Annotated in this window: 15 protein-coding genes; 8 read left to right on the forward strand and 7 right to left on the reverse strand. The window is 71.0% G+C overall.

What is annotated here, in order from left to right:
• Window positions 1-90 precede the first annotated feature (90 nt).
• On the forward strand, window positions 91-444 hold the full coding sequence (locus FVE25_RS45785; protein WP_219825948.1) for a hypothetical protein: 354 nt from the start codon (window positions 91-93) through the stop codon (window positions 442-444).
• Between the two features lie 208 nt (window positions 445-652).
• On the forward strand, window positions 653-1,885 hold the full coding sequence (locus tag FVE25_RS45790; RefSeq protein WP_219825949.1) for a vanadium-dependent haloperoxidase: 1,233 nt from the start codon (window positions 653-655) through the stop codon (window positions 1,883-1,885).
• 19 nt (window positions 1,886-1,904) lie between these two features.
• Here the strand turns inward: FVE25_RS45790 and FVE25_RS45795 are convergent, their stop codons facing one another.
• Complete coding sequence (locus tag FVE25_RS45795; RefSeq protein WP_157253798.1) at window positions 1,905-2,711, reverse strand: class I SAM-dependent methyltransferase; 807 nt, start codon at window positions 2,709-2,711, stop codon at window positions 1,905-1,907.
• 48 nt (window positions 2,712-2,759) lie between these two features.
• On the opposite strand from FVE25_RS45795, the gene FVE25_RS45800 reads away from it, so the two are divergent.
• Window positions 2,760-3,365: a TetR/AcrR family transcriptional regulator gene (locus FVE25_RS45800; protein ID WP_157253799.1), complete on the forward strand. Its 606-nt coding sequence runs from the start codon at window positions 2,760-2,762 to the stop codon at window positions 3,363-3,365.
• Between the two features lie 73 nt (window positions 3,366-3,438).
• Here the strand turns inward: FVE25_RS45800 and FVE25_RS45805 are convergent, their stop codons facing one another.
• On the reverse strand, window positions 3,439-4,581 hold the full coding sequence (locus tag FVE25_RS45805) for a serine hydrolase domain-containing protein (RefSeq protein ID WP_157253800.1): 1,143 nt from the start codon (window positions 4,579-4,581) through the stop codon (window positions 3,439-3,441).
• 126 nt (window positions 4,582-4,707) lie between these two features.
• Here FVE25_RS45805 and FVE25_RS56620 point away from each other — a divergent pair, with 126 nt between their 5' ends.
• From FVE25_RS56620 to FVE25_RS45820, 3 genes are all read left to right on the forward strand, one after another.
• Entirely contained in the window at window positions 4,708-7,809 is a 3,102-nt protein-coding gene (locus tag FVE25_RS56620; protein ID WP_157253801.1) for an AfsR/SARP family transcriptional regulator, read from the forward strand.
• A 114-nt stretch (window positions 7,810-7,923) separates the two neighbouring features.
• Window positions 7,924-8,718, forward strand: a complete 795-nt coding sequence (locus FVE25_RS45815) for a DUF4097 family beta strand repeat-containing protein (RefSeq protein WP_157253802.1) — start codon at window positions 7,924-7,926, stop codon at window positions 8,716-8,718.
• The gene (locus tag FVE25_RS45820; RefSeq protein WP_157253803.1) at window positions 8,715-10,802 is read left to right on the forward strand and encodes a S9 family peptidase; all 2,088 of its coding nucleotides are present in this window, start codon (window positions 8,715-8,717) and stop codon (window positions 10,800-10,802) included. The genes FVE25_RS45815 and FVE25_RS45820 overlap by 4 nt, the downstream gene beginning before the upstream one ends.
• Window positions 10,803-10,827: 25 nt before the next feature.
• On the opposite strand, the gene FVE25_RS45825 is transcribed toward FVE25_RS45820, so the two are convergent.
• Window positions 10,828-11,466, reverse strand: a complete 639-nt coding sequence (locus tag FVE25_RS45825) for a TetR/AcrR family transcriptional regulator (protein ID WP_157253804.1) — start codon at window positions 11,464-11,466, stop codon at window positions 10,828-10,830.
• A gap of 142 nt (window positions 11,467-11,608) precedes the next feature.
• On the opposite strand from FVE25_RS45825, the gene FVE25_RS45830 reads away from it, so the two are divergent.
• Window positions 11,609-12,430, forward strand: coding sequence for an NmrA/HSCARG family protein (locus FVE25_RS45830; protein WP_157253805.1), 822 nt, complete (start codon window positions 11,609-11,611; stop codon window positions 12,428-12,430).
• 84 nt (window positions 12,431-12,514) lie between these two features.
• Here the strand turns inward: FVE25_RS45830 and FVE25_RS56625 are convergent, their stop codons facing one another.
• The 4 genes from FVE25_RS56625 to FVE25_RS45855 form a co-directional block, all read right to left on the reverse strand.
• Entirely contained in the window at window positions 12,515-13,744 is a 1,230-nt protein-coding gene (locus FVE25_RS56625; RefSeq protein WP_281367976.1) for a coiled-coil domain-containing protein, read from the reverse strand.
• A 120-nt stretch (window positions 13,745-13,864) separates the two neighbouring features.
• Entirely contained in the window at window positions 13,865-14,302 is a 438-nt protein-coding gene (locus FVE25_RS45840) for a terpene synthase family protein (RefSeq protein ID WP_157253807.1), read from the reverse strand.
• Window positions 14,303-14,893: 591 nt separating this feature from the next.
• Window positions 14,894-15,355: a Clp protease N-terminal domain-containing protein gene (locus FVE25_RS45850; RefSeq protein WP_219825950.1), complete on the reverse strand. Its 462-nt coding sequence runs from the start codon at window positions 15,353-15,355 to the stop codon at window positions 14,894-14,896.
• Window positions 15,356-15,372: 17 nt separating this feature from the next.
• A complete protein-coding gene (locus tag FVE25_RS45855; RefSeq protein ID WP_157253809.1) occupies window positions 15,373-15,576 on the reverse strand; it encodes a helix-turn-helix domain-containing protein in 204 nt (67 codons plus the stop codon).
• Between the two features lie 51 nt (window positions 15,577-15,627).
• Between FVE25_RS45855 and FVE25_RS45860 the strand changes: the two genes are divergently transcribed.
• Window positions 15,628-17,082 carry an FAD-dependent monooxygenase gene (locus tag FVE25_RS45860; protein WP_157253810.1) on the forward strand — a complete coding sequence of 485 codons (1,455 nt, stop codon included), beginning with the start codon at window positions 15,628-15,630 and terminating at the stop codon, window positions 17,080-17,082.
• The last annotated feature ends 402 nt before the right edge of the window (window positions 17,083-17,484 follow it).

Genomic DNA, 17,484 nt, shown 5'->3' on the forward strand with positions numbered 1-17,484 from the left:
CACCTTCTTGTCACCACAATGAGTGACTGCATGACGACTGTCTGTGATATTCCTGAGAGCGGCAAGGGATCACGACGAGAAGGAGACGCCTTGAGGGGCCAGTTGCGCTCGATTCTCACCACAGGAACGGCGGCCACCGCCCTGGCCGGCAGCATGCTGCTGGGCGCCGGCACCGCCCACGCCGCCTCGTGCCCCAGCGGCGCGGTGTGCCTTCAGGAGCCGGACGGCAGCATCCAGAGCAGGAACATCTGGTACTCCTACGGCGCGCACAACCTGTCCAACGTGTTCGGCACCAAGGTGCTCATCAACCACCAGACCGGCGGCGCGGGCTTCCAGATCTGCAAGGGCTACAACGGCACGGACTGCTACCCCGTGCTGCGAGGCGTGGGCGCATACGCTCCCTACGATTTCACGCCCATCAACTCGATCGTGCTGGTGCGATAACGGAAAACGAGAAGGGGCCCCCGTTCTACCGGGGGCCCCACGTTCGTTTCCGGACCGCACAATCTGCGGGCATCTTTTTATGCGGGCTTTACGATAGTTGAAAAGTGGATTTACTTTGTGAGCTGACACCGATCAGCCGAGAGGGGATCCCATGGCGCATCGTGCTCGCAAGCCTGGACAATTCCGCAGATGGTGCGGAGTGGCCGTCGTGACCGTGCTCACGGTGACCGTACCGGCGGTGTCGACGACCACCGCGGCGGCCACCACACCCGAGACCAACGCCGTCATCACCTGGAACAACCACGCCGACGAGGCCATCAACGGTGTCGCCGAGCTGGCGCCGACCGCGGGCGCCCGCGCCTTCGCGATCGTGCAGGGAGCCGTGTACGACGCGGTCAACGCGATCGCCGGCACCCCGTACGAGCCCTACCTGGTCGCCCCTCGCAGCCACCCCGGCGACTCGCGCCAGGCGGCCGTCGCCGCCGCGGCCTACCGTACGCTGCGCTGGCTCTTCCCCGACCAGGCGGACGCCCTGCGCAGGCTGTACGACGAGTCGCTCGCCGCGATCCCCGAGGGCCGCGCCAAGCGCGGCGGCATCGCCGTCGGCCGGGCCGCGGCCGCGGCCATGATCGACTCTCGCCGTGACGACGGCGCGGGCTCCAACGCGACCTGGCCCGTCGGCACCGCCCCCGGCGAGTATCGGCTGACCCCGCCGGACTTCCTCCAGGTCGGCGCCTGGTATGCCACCCTGAAGCCGTTCATCGTCGACGACGTCGGCGGCTACGACGCTCCCGGGCCCCCGGCCCTGACCAGCGCCGCGTACGCCCGCAGCCTGAACGAGGTCAAGGCCCTCGGCTCGGCCACCAGCACGAAGCGGACGCGCGACCAGACCGAGGCGGCGATCTGGTGGGACGACGCACGGGGAGGCGAATGGCCGATCAAACGGCAGCTCGCCGCGACCCAGCGGCTCAGCATCCTGGAGTCGGCCCGCATGTTCGCGATGGTCGACGTGACCACGGCCGACGCGATGATCGCCTGCTACAAGGAGAAGAAGTTCTGGCACTTCTGGCGTCCGGTGACGGCGATCCCGCTGGCCGGCATCGACGGCAACCCGGCCACCAAGCCCGACCCGGACTGGACTCCGCTGCTGACCACGGCGCCCTCGCCGGAGTATCCGTCGGGACACGCCTGCTTCACCGCCTCGACCATGTTCGCCTTCCGCACGTACTTCGGCCGCGACGACGTCCCCTTCAGCGCCTTCAGCGCCGACTCCGGCACGACGCGCCGCTACCGCAGCTTCTCCCAGGCCAACGCCGAGCTGATCGAGGCCAGGATCTGGGGCGGCGTGCACTACCGCTTCGCCACCGTGGACGGCGACCGCCTGGGCGAGGCGGTCGCCCGCGACGCCCTCAAGCAGGCGTTCCGCCCGCGCGGCGACTGACTTCACGGCGCCCTGGCCGCTACCGCCGTACGGCGCTGGTGGCCAGGGTGGTGTAGGTCATCGTGAAGCGCCCGCCCAGGGCGTCGATGGCGCCCCCGACCGCGTCCAGAATCCCGGCCAGGTGCTCGGGCGGGAGCTGGGTGAGGCCGCCGGTGGTGGGGAGCAGGTCGAGCCATTGGTCACGGGTGTAGGACCGTTCCCAGTCGAAGCGCCACTGCTCGGGTTCGCCGAACTGCCCGGTCTCACGGATCTTCTCGGCGGCCTTCGCGTACGCCGCCTGGTAGAGGTCGAGGGGACGCCCGGCGGGCTGGCCGCTGAACGGGGCGTCGGGCGCCGCCTTCCGGTAGGCGGCGGCGAACGGCTCGGCCACTTCGGCAGGCGGCTCGTACACGTGCCCGAAGATCGCCAGCCGTCCTCCTGGACGCAGCACCTGTGCCGCCTTCGCCGTACCGGTGACCGGATCCACCCAGTGCCACGCCTGGGCCGCGATGACCGCGTCGAAGGTACGGCCGGCCGGCTGCCAGGATTCGAAGGTCGCCACCTCCACCTGCAGCCCGCGGGATCGTGCGAAGGCGGCCATCCGCGCATCGGGCTCGACGCCGAGGACGGCGCAGCCGGCGGCCTGGAACTGCCGGGCCGCGATGCCGGTTCCGCAGCCGACGTCGAGCACGTCGGGCCCGGGGCTCCCGGTGACGATCCGGGCCACCAAGGCATCGGGGTAGCCGGGCCTGGCCTGGTCGTAGCGTTGCGCGTCCACGCCGAACGACTCGGCCATCCGCCGGGCCCGGTGCGACTCCGATGGTTGCTCTCGAGATATTGTGGGCATGCGCCCACCTTAGTGGGCACGTGCCCACTAAACAAGAAAGGGTCTCGAGTGCCGACTGGGGTGCACCTTCGCGACGCCCGGCAGCAGCTGTTCGACGCTGCGGAACGCGTGCTTCTGCGGGACGGGCCCAACGCGCTGACCAGCCGGGCCGTCACCGACGAGGCCGGCTGCGCCAAAGGCGTCCTGCACCGGCACTTCGCCGACTTCGACGCCTTCCTCGTCGACCTCGTCCTCGACCAGGCCGCACAGATCGAGACGCGGGCGAGCGCGCTGCGCGCCTCCGCCGGCACCGGCACGGTGGCCGGCAACCTCACCAGCGCGCTGGCCACCCTGTTCGGCCCCGTTCCGATGGCGATCCTCCCGCTCATCACCTTCCGCGACGAGCTGCGCGCGCGGCTGCGGCGAGCCCGCCCCGGAGGCGGCATGGCGATCCTCGCCGAGGCCACGACCGCGATCTCCGCCTATCTGGCCGACGAACGCGACAGGGGCCGCATCGCCGCCGACGCCGACGTCGACTCGCTGACCCTCTCCCTCGTCGGCGGCGGGCATCTCCTGTTCACCGACGACTTCACCGCCGACGACCCCGGCCCGCCGGCCGTCGGCACGTTCGTGACGGCGGTCATCGCCGACGCCGTGCGCCGGCGACCGGGCTGAACCCCGGCAAGCGTCCGGGAGGACACGACGGGCAGCCGGGCGCGGCCCCGCCCGGCTGCCCGTGCCCCCGTGGTTACGCGCTCATCGTGAAGCCGAACTCCGCTTGGGCGATGTTGAAGAGCACGTCCCAGTTCTTGGCCTCGGTGTTGGTGTGGAAGGCGAAGGCGATCCCGCTGTCCGGGTTGCTCAGGGCGAGGAACCAGTGTCCCCAGTAGCTGCCGGCCATGCCGCGGAGGGTGAGCCCGCCCGTCACCGCCGGGTCGAGCTCGAACATGCCGAGGCCGTAGCGGGTGTTCGGCAGCCAGCCGGCGCCGTCGGTCGGGATCGTGGTCCACATCTTGCGGTGCTGCCCCGGAGGCAGGAGGGTGCCGCCGGCCAGGGCGTCGAGGAGCCGGATGGCGTCGCTGGTGGTCGAGACGATGTTCCCGGTCTCCCAGGAGGTGTTGAACTCGGTGACGTCGAGGGGTTCAAGCCCCGGGTCCTCGAACGCCGACTCCCAGTTCTCCGTGGTGACGTCTGCCGGGTCGACGCCGTCCTTGTAGAACTGGGTCGAGTACGCGCGCGGCGACGGACCGCGGTATCCCGTGTCCCCCCCGCTGCGCACGTAGGTGTTGGTCAGGCCGAGCGGCTGGAGGACCACACGCTCGACCTCCTCGGCGTAGGTGTTGCCGGTGACCTCCTCGATGATCGCATTGGCGATGTAGAAGCCGCCGTTGGCGTACAAGAAGCGCTCGCCGGGCTGCCCGACCGGGGGCTCGGACACCGCCAGCTTCAGCAGCTGGTCACGGGTCCATTCGTCGAAGCGGTGCTCGTTGAACTTGGACCGGCTGGCGTAGTTGCCGATCAGCCCCGGCGCAAGACCCGTGGCGAACAGGCCGCTGGTGTTGCCGAGCAGGTGCTTGATAGTGATCCGGTCACCGTCGTAGCCATTGGTCATCACGCCGGGCAGCCACTTGTTCACCGAGTCCGCGAGGTCCACCCGGCCCTCGGCCTCCAGGGTGAGGAGCGTCGCGGCGGTGATGCCCTTGCCGCCGCTGCCGATGGGCAGGAACTCTCCCGGCACGCGCGGCGCTCCGGTCGTGCGGTCGGACACTCCGGCGGCGCCGAACCAGGAGCCGTCGGCGTTCTTGACCTCGATGGCGATGCCGGGGATGTCGAGCTCGGCCACCGCCCGGTCGAGAATCTGCTGGGTCTTCTCGTGCCCGTTGCCTGTCATGTCGTGCCTTTCACAACGCTGGTTTCTTGACGCTCTCGACGATGCCGATCGGCGGTTACAGCGCACTCACAGCGCTACGACACGCGCGGCGATCCGTGTAAGCGGACCCTCACTAGGCTGGTGACCATGCGGATTGAGGTGCTGGGGCCGGTACGTGTCTACGGCGACGACGGGGCGTCGATCGACGTCGGCGGGACCAGGGTTCGGGCGCTGCTGGCCAGGCTGACGCTGGCCGGCGGCGAGGTGGTGCCGGTCGATTCGCTCATCGACGGCCTGTGGGGCGAGCTCCCGCCGCGCGAGAGCGTCAGGGCGCTGCACGCGCTGGTGTACCGGCTGCGGCGGGCGCTGGGCGAGGGCGAGGCCGTCGAGCTGGCCTCCGGCGGCTACCGCCTGCACGTCACCGGGAAGGACGTCGACGCCACCCGGTTCGAGGAACTGGCCAGGCAGGGCCGCGCCGAGCTGGCCGCCGGCGCCGGGCGGAAGGCGGCCGCGCTGCTGGGCGAGGCGCTGGCGCTGTGGCACGGCGACGCCCTGGCCGACGTGCTCGACCTTCCTTTCGCCGGTACGGCTGCCGCCCGCCTGGAGGAGCTGCGTGCCGCGGCCACCGAGGACTGGTTCGAGGCGGAGCTCCTGCTGGGCCACCAGGGCGAGATCCTGGCCGAGCTGGAGGCGGCGGCCGCGGCCCATCCGCTGCGCGAACGGCTGGCCGTACTCAGAATGCGGGCGTTGCACGCGGCCGGCCGTCAGTTCGAGGCGCTGGCGCTGTATGAGGAGGTGCGCCGCACGCTCGCCGACGAGCTGGGCATCGACCCCTCCGAAGAGCTGCGCAGGACCCACATGGCGGTGTTGCGCGGCGAGAGCGAGACCTCGCCGCGCTCCCCCGCGGCGCCGGGCCGGCTCCCGGCGCCGCTGACCGGCCTGGTCGGCCGCCAGGAGGAGCTGAAACTGCTCTCCGGCCTGCTGGAGAGCTCGCGGCTGGTCACGGTCGTCGGTCCCGGCGGAGCGGGCAAGACCCGCCTGGCGGTGGAGGCGGTGAGCCGGCATCGGGCCCATCGGCGCGGCCGCGTCTGGCTCATCCCCCTGGCCGGGGTGGACACGGCCGCCGGGCTGCCGGAGGCGGTGCTGGGCACGATCACCACGACCGAGGCGCTGCCGCCGGGGGCGCCGCTGGATCGGTCGGTCGCGCTGCTCGCCGGTGGCGAGGGCGTGCTGGTGCTGGACAACTGCGAACAGATCTCCGCGGCGGCGGCCGAGTTCGCCGGGCAGTTGCTCGAGCGCCTGCCGAACCTGACCATCCTGGCCACCAGCAGGGAGCCGCTGGAGGTGATGGGTGAGGCGCTGTGCCGGCTGGCTCCGCTCACCCTGCCGCCGGCGCACGCCGATCCCGCCCGCGCCGCGCAGGCGAGCGCGGTCCGGCTGTTCCTCGACCGGGCAGAGGCCGTACGGCCCGGCTTCGCGCTGGACGAATCGACGGTGGGCGCGGTGGTGGGCATCGTGCGCCGGCTGGACGGCCTGCCGCTCGCGCTGGAACTGGCCGCGGCGCGGCTGCGCACGATGAACGCCGACGAGCTCTCCCGGCGGCTGGATGATCGCTTCCGGCTGCTCGGCACCGGCAACAGGGCGGCACAGCCGCGGCAGCAGACGCTGCGCGCGGTCATCGACTGGAGCTGGGACCTCCTGACCGAGCAAGAGCGGACGCTGGCCCGCCGGATGTCGATGTTCCCGGCGAAGGCGGGTCTCGGCCCGATCGAGGCGGTGTGCGGGCTTCCGGGGGAACTGCTGGATTCGCTGGTCGACAAGTCCATCGTGGAGCGGGCCGGTGACGGCTACCGGATGCTGGAGACCATCCGGGCCTACGCGGCCGGCGAACTCCGCTCCGCCGAGGAGCGCGACGCCGTACGGCACGCCTTCGTGCGCCACTACGCCGGCCTCGCCGAGCGGCACGAGCCGCTGCTGCGCTCGCATCAGCAGGTGGAGTCGCTGCGGTTGTTCGAGTTCGAGTACGACAACCTCGTGTACGCCCTGCAGACGGCCATCGACGACGCCGACGCCGAGGCGGCGGCCCGGATCCTCGGCCCGCTGTACTGGTACTGGGACACGCTGCGCTATGACGGCCGGGCCGACGCCTACGTGGCCCGGGTGCTGGAGTACGGCGACGCGCTGCCCCCGGCGGCCAGGACCGCGTTCGCCACGATCCACCTGCTGGCCGGTGAAGCAGACCCCGAGCGGCTGCGGGCGGCGGTCGAGGACTGTGCGCGCACCGGCGCGCTGCTGCGCTATCCGATGCTGCTGACCATGACGCTGACGGCGGCCTCCATGGCCGGCCTGGACGACCTGGTCGATCGGGAGATGGCCCGGGTCAGGGACGGCTCGGACGACTGGGCCATCGCGCAGACCCACCTGGTCGAGGCGGTGCGCGGCCGTACCCGCGGAGACTGGACGGGCGCCGCGAGCGCGGCGGCGAGGGCGTTGCGCGCGTTCGAGGAGGCGGGCGACCGGTGGTGGACCGCGATGATGCTGAACGCGACGGCGAAGATCCACGCCGTCGAGGGCCGGCACGACGAAGCGGTCGCCGACTTCGAACGCAGCATCTCGATCAGCACCGGCCTGGCCTGGCAGGAGGAGATCGCCTCCCGGCTCGGGCTCGCCACGGAACGCATGCGCGCCGGGGACCTGGAAGGTGCCGGGGTGGACCTCGAATACGCCGAGCAGAGGGCCTGGGAGCGTGGTCAGCCCATGCTGGAGATCCAGGCCCATGCCTGCTCGGCCGAGCTGTACCGCCGCCGCGGCGAGATCGGCCAGGCCGATCGGGAACTCGACCGGATGGAGAGGTCCGCCCGCGTGCTGGCCCTTCCCGCCGAGATGGGCCAGAGTCTGCTGCTTCCCGCCAGGACCGCCAACCTCCTCACCGCCGGCGACGCCACGCGCGCGCGTGAGACGCTGCCCGGCACCGTCCGGGCGGCGCAGCTGAACATGGACCTGCCGCTGGCCGCCCAGCTCCTGGCCAGACTGCTGCTGCTCGAGGGCGATCCGGAGGGCGCGGCCACCGCGCTCGGCATGAGCGAGGTCATCCGCGGCGCCTTCGACCACGGCGACGTGGAGCTCGGCTCGCTCGTGGCCACCCTGGAGGAGCGGCTCGGCCGTACCGCCTATGACGGGGCCTACCGCCGGGGCGCCGGCCTGGCACGGGACGAGGCGATCGACGACCTGCTCAAACAGGCGATGTAAGCGAGATATAACAGCTCTGTCAGCGCGGCCGGACAGCGTGGACGGCGTTCGAGAAGAACGTCTGAAAGGCAGTCCGATGACCGCGCATGACCAGCTCCGAAGGACGTAGCGCCCATGCCGTCCTTCCCCACCCCGGAACCGATCGCCGTCACCGTCTCGCTGATCGCGGCCGACGTCCGCATCACCGCGTCCCAGAGCGCCGACACCACCGTCGAGGTACGCCCTGCCGACCCGGCCGACGCCGCGGACGTGGCCGCCGCCGAACGCGTCAAGATCCGCCCCACCGACGGCCGCCTGACCGTCAAGGACGGCTCGCGCCTGCGCCACCAGCGCGGCCGCGTCGAGGTGAGCCTGGACCTGCCCACCGGCTCGGCGCTCACCGCGACCCTCCATCAGGGACGCCTGAGCGGCCGAGGCCGCCTGGGCGAGGTCCGCGCCACCGTCAGCCGGGGCGGCATCGAGCTCGACCACACCGGCCAGGCGCATCTGTCCGCCGACCAGGGCGACATCACCGTCGCCCGCTGCGGCGGCCCCGCCGACATCAGCACCGGCCGCGGCCAGATCCGCATCGCCGAAACCATCGACGCGGCCCGGGTCGGCAACGGCGCCGGCGACGTCACCGTCGAGCGGGCCGCCGGCGGCCTGCGGGTCACCGCCGAGCGCGGCGCCGTGATCGTCGGCGAGATCACGCACGGCCTGACCGAACTGGTCGTCGGCACCGGGACGATCGAGGTCGGCATTCCGGACGGCACCGCCGTAGTGCTGGACGCCAAGGCCGCGATCGGCCGCGTCCGCGACGACCTGGGCGAGGAGCCGGAGCCCTCCGGCGGCGCCACCGTCGAGCTGCGTGCCCACGCCTCGCACGGCGACATCCACCTCCACCGCACCACCTCGGGAGAAACCGCATGAAGGACCGCTATCGCGCCGCCGAACTGCAGCTCGGCCACCACCGCGCCAAGCTGGTGCCCGGCTTCAGGATCCGGCCGAACTGGAGTGGAGGCCGCTTCTGGTACGCCACCGGCGACAGCTTCGCCTTCGCCGACCCGCGATCCGGCACCCACAAGACCGGCCTCACCCTCGAGCAGCTGACCGCCGAACTCGGCGTTGAGTTCCCGGAGGCCGGCCCGGTCGAGGCGCTGTCCCCCGACGGCCGCCGCGTGGTGTTCCGCAAGGGCTACGACCTGTGGATCCGGGTCCTGGAGACCGGCGAGGAGATGCGGCTCACCTCGGACGGCACCGCCGAGCAGCCCTACGGCACCAACCCCGACCAGGCATCCTACAAGATGATGACGCGCCGCCTCGGGCTTCCGTACCCGCCGCCCATGGTGTTGTGGTCGCCCGACTCGGCGAAGGTGCTCACCCAGCGCATCGACCAGCGCGGCGTACCGCTGATGCACCTGGTCGAGAGCGCACCGCCCGGCGGCGGCCGGCCCGTCCTGCACAGCTACCACTACGCGGTGGCGGGCGACGAGGTGCTGCCCCGCGCCGAGCTGATCGTCTTCGACGCGGCCACGGGCCAGGCCGTGCACTCCAAGGGCGCGCCGCTCCAGCTGCACTTCGCCTCGCCCATCGCGTACGGCGACGCCTGGTGGGCCGGGGACGGCGCGGCCTACTACCTGGAGCCCTCGCGCGACATGCGCACCCTGCGCCTGCGCCGCCTGGACCCGGTCACCGGCGAGGTGACCACGCCGGTCGAGGAGAGCGGCCCCACCCGGGTCGACGCGCGGCAGATGGCGAGCCAGCCGCCGAACGTCAAGATCATCCCGCAGGGTGTGGTGTGGTACTCCCAGCGCGACGGCTGGGGCCACCTCTACCTGTACGGCGAGGACGGCGTCACCCGGCTGACCTCCGGCGAGTGGGCCGTCGACCAGGTCCTGCACGCCGACGACCGGCACGTCTACTTCACCGCGACCGGCCTGGTCCCCCAGGACCCCTACCTCCACCAGGTGTGCCGGGTCGCTCTCGACGGCACCGGCTTCACCCGGATCACCACCGACGACCTCGACCACGAGGTACGCGTGGCCGACGACGGCTCCTGCTTCCTCGACGCCGCCTCCACGGTGGACACCCCTCCGGTGACCACCGTGCGCGACTGGGACGGGACCGTGCTGATGGAGGTGGCCACGGCCGACCCGTCCGCGCTGAAGGCCACCGGCTGGAACCCGCCCGAGCGCATCAAGGTCAAGGCCGCCGACGGCGTCACCGACCTGTACGGCGTGCTCATCCTGCCGCACGACTTCGACCCGGACCGCTCCTACCCGATCGTCGACCACGTCTACCCCGGCCCGCAGACCAAGCGGGTCTCGGCCGCCTTCGACCCCGGCTTCCTGGGCTACGACGGCGAGGCGCTGGCCGCGCTCGGCTTCGCCGTACTCGCCCTGGACGGGCGGGGGACGCCGGGCCGCAGCAAGGCGTTCCACGACGCCTCCTACGGCGCGCACGCCACCGCCGGGCACATGGACGACCACGTCGCCGCCCTGAAGCAGCTCGCCGAGACCCGCCCCTGGCTCGACCTGACCAGAGTGGGCGTCTTCGGGGGGTCCGGCGGCGGCTACGCGGCCACGCGGGCCATGCTCGACCACCCCGACGTGTTCTCCGTCGGCGTCGCCGAGTGCGGCTCCCACGACGCGCGGTTCTACCACCCGCTCCTGGCCGACGCCTACATGGGACCGCTGGACGACGACGTCTACGAGCGCATGGCGAACCAGACCTACGCCGACAGGCTGACAGGCAAGCTGCTGCTCGTGCACGGCGAGCTCGACGACAACGTCACCCCGTACCTCACCATGCGCCTGGTCGACCGGCTCATCGCCGCGAACAAGGACTTCGACCTGCTCATCGTCCCCGGCGCCGAACACCTGTCCCTGGGCTACGAGTTCTACGTCATCCGGCGCCGCTGGGACTACCTGGTCCGCCACCTGATGGGCGAGGAGCCGCCCAAGGACTACCGGCTCGATCCCGTGGTGTTCACTTCCGACATGTTCGCCGGCTGACAGCCCGCCGCGAGCGCCAGGAGGCTCAGGGGGCCCAGCGCCCGGCGAAGATCTCGTTGCCCGGCGGGTGGCCGGGCAACGGATCGCGGCCCGGCCGCAACCCGTCGAGCGCGATCGCGATCAGCCGCCCGCGGGCCTGGGCCGCTGCCGGAAGCAGGTCGTCTCTTCCCTGTTTGCGAAGCTGATCGACCATCGGTGAACGGCCGAGCTGCTCGATGAGCAGGGAGATGTCGACCGGGGCGACGTCTGGGCGGAGCACGCCTGCCTGATGTGCCCGCCGTACCAGCTCATCGAGCAGTTCGTCACCGCGGCGGGACTTGGCGCCCATCTCCTCGGTCACCTCGATGGTGCCGGCGACGGGCGCCAGGGAGCCCTGCCCGAACTCCACGCATGCCCGGATGAATCCCGTCAGCCCGGTCCACGGATCCGGGTCGGCCAGGCCCCGCTCGGCCGCGTCGTTCCAGTGCTCGAGGGAGAGCACGCTGAGGCGCTGGAACAGCTCCTCCTTGGTCTCGTAGCGGCGGTAGAGGCTGCCGATGCCGACGCCGGCCCGGGCGGCGATGGCGGCGACGGACGCGTGCGCGCCGTCTTCGGCGAGCACGTCGCGGGCGGCCTGGAGCAGCGCGCGGTCGTTGCGTTCCGCGCGGTCTTTGCGTGTGTTCATCGTCACACACCCTACCAGTTGCGGAGTGATTCGCTCCGGAATAACGTTCAAAGCGGAGCGAATCACTCCGCAACTAGAGGAGATGCGACATGAACCCAGACATCGCGGCGATCGAGCAGGTCATCGCGCCGGACCAGACGTCATGAGCACGGCCTTGGTGATCGGCGCCACCGGCCAGCAGGGCGGCGCCACCGCACATCACCTGCTGAGCCGCGGCTGGCAGGTCCGCGCCCTGGTCCGCGACCCGGGGAGCCCCGCCGCGCAGCGCCTGGCGGGTGCCGAGCTCGTGGCCGGCGACCTGGAAGACCCCGCCTCCCTGCACAAGGCCATGCGCGGCGTGGACGCCGTGTTCAGCATGCAGGCGCTGGCCTACGAACCGGAAACCCTCAAGGCCGAGGTACGGCAGGGCATGAACGTCGCCGACGCCGTCCTGGACACCGGAGTCAGGCATCTGGTCTACAGCTCGGTCGGTGGTGCCGAGCGGCGCACCGGGATCGAGCACTTCGAGAGCAAGGCGGCCATCGAGTCCTACATCCGCGCTCTGGGGCTGCCCGCGACCATCCTGCGGCCGGTGTTCTTCATGGAGAACCTGCTGCACTACGCGGGCGCCGAGGGCGAACGGGTGATGGAGCTCCCGGTGCTGCCCGACCGGCCGATGCAACTGATCGCCACCGACGACATCGGCCGCATCGCCGCGCACGTCATCGACCACCGGGAGGACTACCTCGGCGCGGAGATCGAGATCGCCGGTGACGAGCTCACCTTCGCCGAGGTGGCCGAGATCTACGAGAAGGTCACCGGGGTGCCCACGCGGCTGGTGCCCCTGCCCGTCGAGGAGCGGCTCTTCGAGTGGTTCGCCGACAGCGGCTACCAGGCTCACCTCGCCCAGCTGCGCGAGGACTTCGCCGGCCTGCTCACCTTCCAGGACTGGCTCGGCAAGCAGGTCCGGGGAGCCGGCCGATGAACGAGCAGACCACACCCGGAAGATCGCACTGGCCACCGGGGCGCGCATCATCAACGCCGTGGCCCTTGGCTACACCGGGCCCCCTCAACGGCGCCCCAACTCCGCGGCCACGGCCCGCTCCCGTAGCTGCGCCGCCTCCGCCCTGACCGCCTCCAGCTCCGCCCGAAGATCCTCCAGCCGGGCCCGATCCACCAGAAGCTCCGCCGCCAGCCGTTCCCGCTCCCCGCTGACCTGAGCCAGCTCCTCCCGCACCCCGTCCCCGGCGTCGGCCCGGCACCCGGCCAACTCCTCACGCAGGGCCGCAACCTCCGCCTCCCCCTTGCTCAACTCCCCCCGAACCGCCTCAAGCGCGACCTCCGCCCTGGACAACGCGGCCCCGGCCTCCCGCCGCCCGTTCTCGGCGGCCTCGGCTCGCGCCACCGCCCGTTCCCGCTCCTGCGCCGCCGCCTCGGCCCGCGCCTCGGCCGCGGCCAGCGCACGTTCCGCCTGCTCACGGGCCCGCTCGGCCTCCCGCCGCAGCTCCACGGCGCCGGCCGCCGCCTCCCGATCACGCTCACTCGCGGTCCGCGCCTGCGCGGCTTCCTGCTCAGCCTGTACGGCTCGCGCCGCCGCCTCGGCAACGCCCACCCGAGCCGCCTCGACCCGCTCACCCAGCTCCCGAACCGCCTGCTCCCGGGCCAGCTCGGCCTCCTCCACCCGCCGCGCCGCCTCCTCGGCCACCTCCGCGGCCCGCCGAGCCGCCGCGTCGGCCGTCTGTTGGGCCTGCTGCGTCGCCTCATCGGCACGCTGCTTGGCCTGCCGTTCCGTGGAAGCCGCCTCTCGCAACGCGGCCAGCGCCTGCTCCCGAGCCTGCTCGGCATCCCCGAGCGCCGCGTCCCTCTCCGCCTCGGCCTCGGCGACCTGTGCCCGCATCCGCTCGCTGTCCCGATGCGCCTCGTCCACGGCCTCCCGTGCCAGCCGTACCTGCTCGAGGGCCTGCTCCCGCTCGGTCCGCGCGATGGCCACCCGCGTGTGCGCCTCGGCCTGCGCGGCGCTGAGCTTCGCCTCCACTCCCGCCGGGCTGAGCTCCTGAGCCAACGCCCGCGCCAGCGGCTCAATGGCCGCCGCCAGGCCGGTCTCCATCCGGTCGTACAACTGCTCGGCTCTGGCCAGCGCCCCCTCCAGCCCGGGGGTGGCCCGCTTGAGCTCCCGCTCCCGCTTGGCCGCCGCCTGGCAGTCGCCTTGGGGACAGTACGCCTTGGGCCTCCCCCGCCCCGGCCGCTGCTCGATCGCCGCCCCACAGTGCTTGCACGGCGTCACCACGCCCGATTCCATGCTCACGGAGAGAGGCTAGCATTTTTTATTTTCTGGAAAATCGAAATCAGAAAATCTGATCTGTTGTGTCGCGGCAGATCTGAGCTACTTGCGAGAATGCAGAATTCCCGCAAGTAACCGTCACCGGACCGTCCCGGCGCGTGTGGCGATCTGCCCGGTGAGCCGATCGAAGTGACGGACCTCCGCGGCGAACATCTCCGAGGCCGTGGCCAACGCCTCGGCCAGGGAGCACGACCGGGTGCGGGCGATGAGGGTGACGAGGTTCTCCGTCTGATCGCCGCCCGGGCCGAGGTCCTTATAGAGGGACAGCACGTCCTTGGAGACGATCGTCCGCCGCATCTCGCTGTCGACGATGGCACGCAGCGGTGGCTCGTCGATGATGCCGCTCAGGTCGATGCCGAGGCTGATCTCGGTGTAGCGGTGGTCCATGCGCTGCCCGATCGAGTGGTAGCGAATGTCCATGTAGTCGGTGATGTCGGTGAACTCGCCGTGCACGGCGAGGTAGTCGTCGGCTGAGCCGCGCTGGGGGCCGCTGTTCGGCCAGGTGTGGCGCAGCACGCACCTGCGGGCCGCTCTTCCTCGCTGACCGCAGACCCGTCCCCGCCCGCCGCCCCGGGCCCGAGCACCTCTGCCCCCACACCGGCCGGCCTCGCCTCGCTACGACCGGGTGCGTGTCCTCATAGAACAACAGATCGGCCTCGACCCCCACCAACTGCGCCACTCCGCCGCCACCCACCTTGGGGAGGCCAAGGTCCCGCTGCAGCTCATCATGGCCAGAACCCGGCATAAGAACCCCCCGCACCGCAGTGCGCTACACCCGACCCTGCAGCGAAGCCGTCGCCGAGATCACCACCCTCCTCGCCCCACCCCACCGCACCCGATGACACCCCAGAACCAGAGGCACCGAGGCGGCCGCGGGGCGGTTGAGCAGCCCGTGCAGAGGACCTTGGTAGTGGAGGCAGACAGCTGGTCTCGCGTAAACGAGGGTTTCTGAGAACGCCACCTACCATCGCGTGAACAGCTTCAGCCCTGTTCGGTGAGGAGCTCGGCCAGCCGGTCGACGGCATACCTGTCGCCTTGGTCGGCGCGGGCGCGGAGCTCGTCGACCTGGCCCGCCATCACTCACCATCGAATATTTTCCGGCCGGTGTCACATTTCTTGCCGATACCCCCGCACGGCGGTGCGGTCCACGCCCAGGTGGTCGAGCAGTTCCGCTACCGGGTCCGGCCGCTTCTGGGCGAGCAGCGCGAAAAGGAGCTGGCCGGAGGCCTGGGTGCTTCTGTTCTTGCGTGTTGTGCTCTTGATCGCCTGATTGACGGCGGCTCTGGCGCCGCTGGTGAGCGCGGTGGCCGGAACCGCGGGATGCCTGCGCGGTCGGGCCTGTGGCGCCTCGCCCATGTCCAGTCCGATCGCGCGCAGTGCGGCCGTGTCCAGTTCGGCCAGCGCGGCCCGCGCGGCGGCCAGGTCCACCCCGAGCGCGCGGGCACCGGCGGAGCCGGAGTCGCGCAGCAGACCGAGTAGGAGGTGCTCGGTGCCGATGCGGCGGTCGCCGCGCTGTCTGGCCTCCTCGGCGGCCGCCTTGACGGCCACGGCGAACGCACTCTTTTCCATGCCGAACATCGTGATCCTCACTTCCCGTATTTGGCGTGTACGGACTGCCGTGACATGCCGAGCGCATCGCCGATCTGCTCCCAGGTCCACCCCTGCTCTCTGGCCAGCACGACCGAGACGGCCTCGACCTGCTCGGCCAGCCGGTGCAGTGCGCCAACGGCACGCAGTCCCACAGCGGGGTCGTTTGACCTGATGCACTTAGACAGTTCTTCCAGGTCCATGCCGTCAGTCTAGATTGACAGCGACATTCTCGTCAATCTAGCCTGACAGCTATGGAAGATGTCGTGATCGTAGGGGCAGGACCTGTCGGGCTCATGCTGGCGTGCGAGCTGAGCTTGACCGGAGTCCTCCCGGTCGTGCTCGACAAGCGAACAGAACCGGGCGACCTGCCCAAGGCCAATGGGCTGGGGGGACAGATCATCGAGCTGCTGGACCATCGCGGGCTGCTGGAGCGCTTCAGCGCAGGCAGTCCGTTCGTCGGCGTTCCGCCGGGCTTCCCGTTCGGCTCGGTCCCGCTGCGCTTCACCGGAGTGGACGACATCCCACTGCGCCTGCTGATGATCCAGCAGCCCCGCCTGGAGCGGTTACTGGGCGAGCGCGCGGCCGAGCTGGGCGTACGGATCCAGTGGGGCCACGAGCTGACCTCGCTCACCCAGGACGAGACCGCGGTGAGGCTCCAAGGGCCGGGGTTCGAGACGCGCGCCCGCTACGTGGTGGGCTGCGACGGCGGCAACAGCCGGGTCCGTGAGCTGGCGGGCATCGGCTTCCCCGGCACCACCGACGACGAAGTGCTGTGGCTCGGCCATTTCACCACCGGCTCCTTGACCGGCCTCTTCGACAGCCCGGAGGTCGCCGGACTGCAACCGGGCTGGAACCGCACCGGCAACGGACGCCTGCTTCTCACCTCGCTCCAGCCCGGCGTTCATATCGTGGGAGTACGGGAGAAGGCAAGCCGTACGGCGGGCCCCGTCACGCTCGCCGAGTTCCGGGCGGCCATGACCAGAGTGCTCGGCAGGGACCTGCCGCTGGGCGAGCCCATCTGGCTTTCGAACACGGTGACCCAAGCCCGGCTGGCTGAAAGGTACCGGACTGGCCGGGTCTTCCTGGCCGGCGATGCCGCCCATCTGTTCCCCGCAGGCGGTTCAGCACTCAACGTCGGGATGACGGACGCGATCAACCTTGGCTGGAAGCTCTCGGCCCGGCTCGGCGGCCGAGCGGGTGACGGCTTGCTCGACACCTACGAATCCGAGCGCCTCCCCGTCGCCGAACGCGCCCTCATGCAGACACGCGCCCAGGCGGCGCTCGACCGCGCGACGGGCGAGGAGGGAGAGGCCCTGCGGGCGCTGCTCGCCGAGGTCTTCGCCTACGAACAGCCGGTGCGCCACCTCGCCGAGCTGCTGCACGGCTCCGACCTGTCGTACGGGACGGCCGAACACCCCCTGGTCGGCCGCCTGGTCCCCGACCTCCGGCTGACCATGGACACCGGCGCGTGCCGGGTGGCCGAACTCATGCGCCCGGGGCGCCCCATCCTCCTCGACTTGGGCACGGACGTCATGCTCGACCAGGGCAGGGGCAACTGGATCGACGTGGTCAGGGCGCAATGCGACGACCCTCCCGCCGACACCCTGCTGATCCGCCCGGACGGCTATGTGGCCTGGGCAGGCACCGACGGACTCGCAGAGGCGATCGAGACCTGGTTCAGCAGCAGAGCCTTCGATGAGCAGTAGCGCCCCCCCAACGGGGGGCCGCTACTGACGGTGTCGTGGCCGTGTCACTGACAGCCGGTGGCGATACCCACCGACACACTCTCGTGGCACTTGGCACTGTGCATTCGACTTCGGAGTTCTGTGTTGCGGACTTCGGAAATCGACAGTCAAGGGAGGGGTCGTCGCCTCTCCATGATCGTCGTCATATAACGATCGTTGAAGCCCCTCCGCCTCGGCCTGCTCGCTCCAGTAGGCGAGGTTGGCCCGGGCGGTCAGCGTGTCGGGGTGCCCGGGGCCTAGGAGCTGTTCGGAGTTCGGATCTAGGGAGGTCCGGTGGCGGCCTGGACGTGGCTGGTAGAACTCGGATGTGGCGCGCTTCGATGTGACCGATGCCGAGTGGGCGTTGATTGAGCCGTATCTGCC

The organism is Nonomuraea typhae, assembly GCF_009760925.1.
GTDB classification, from domain to species: domain Bacteria; phylum Actinomycetota; class Actinomycetes; order Streptosporangiales; family Streptosporangiaceae; genus Nonomuraea; species Nonomuraea typhae.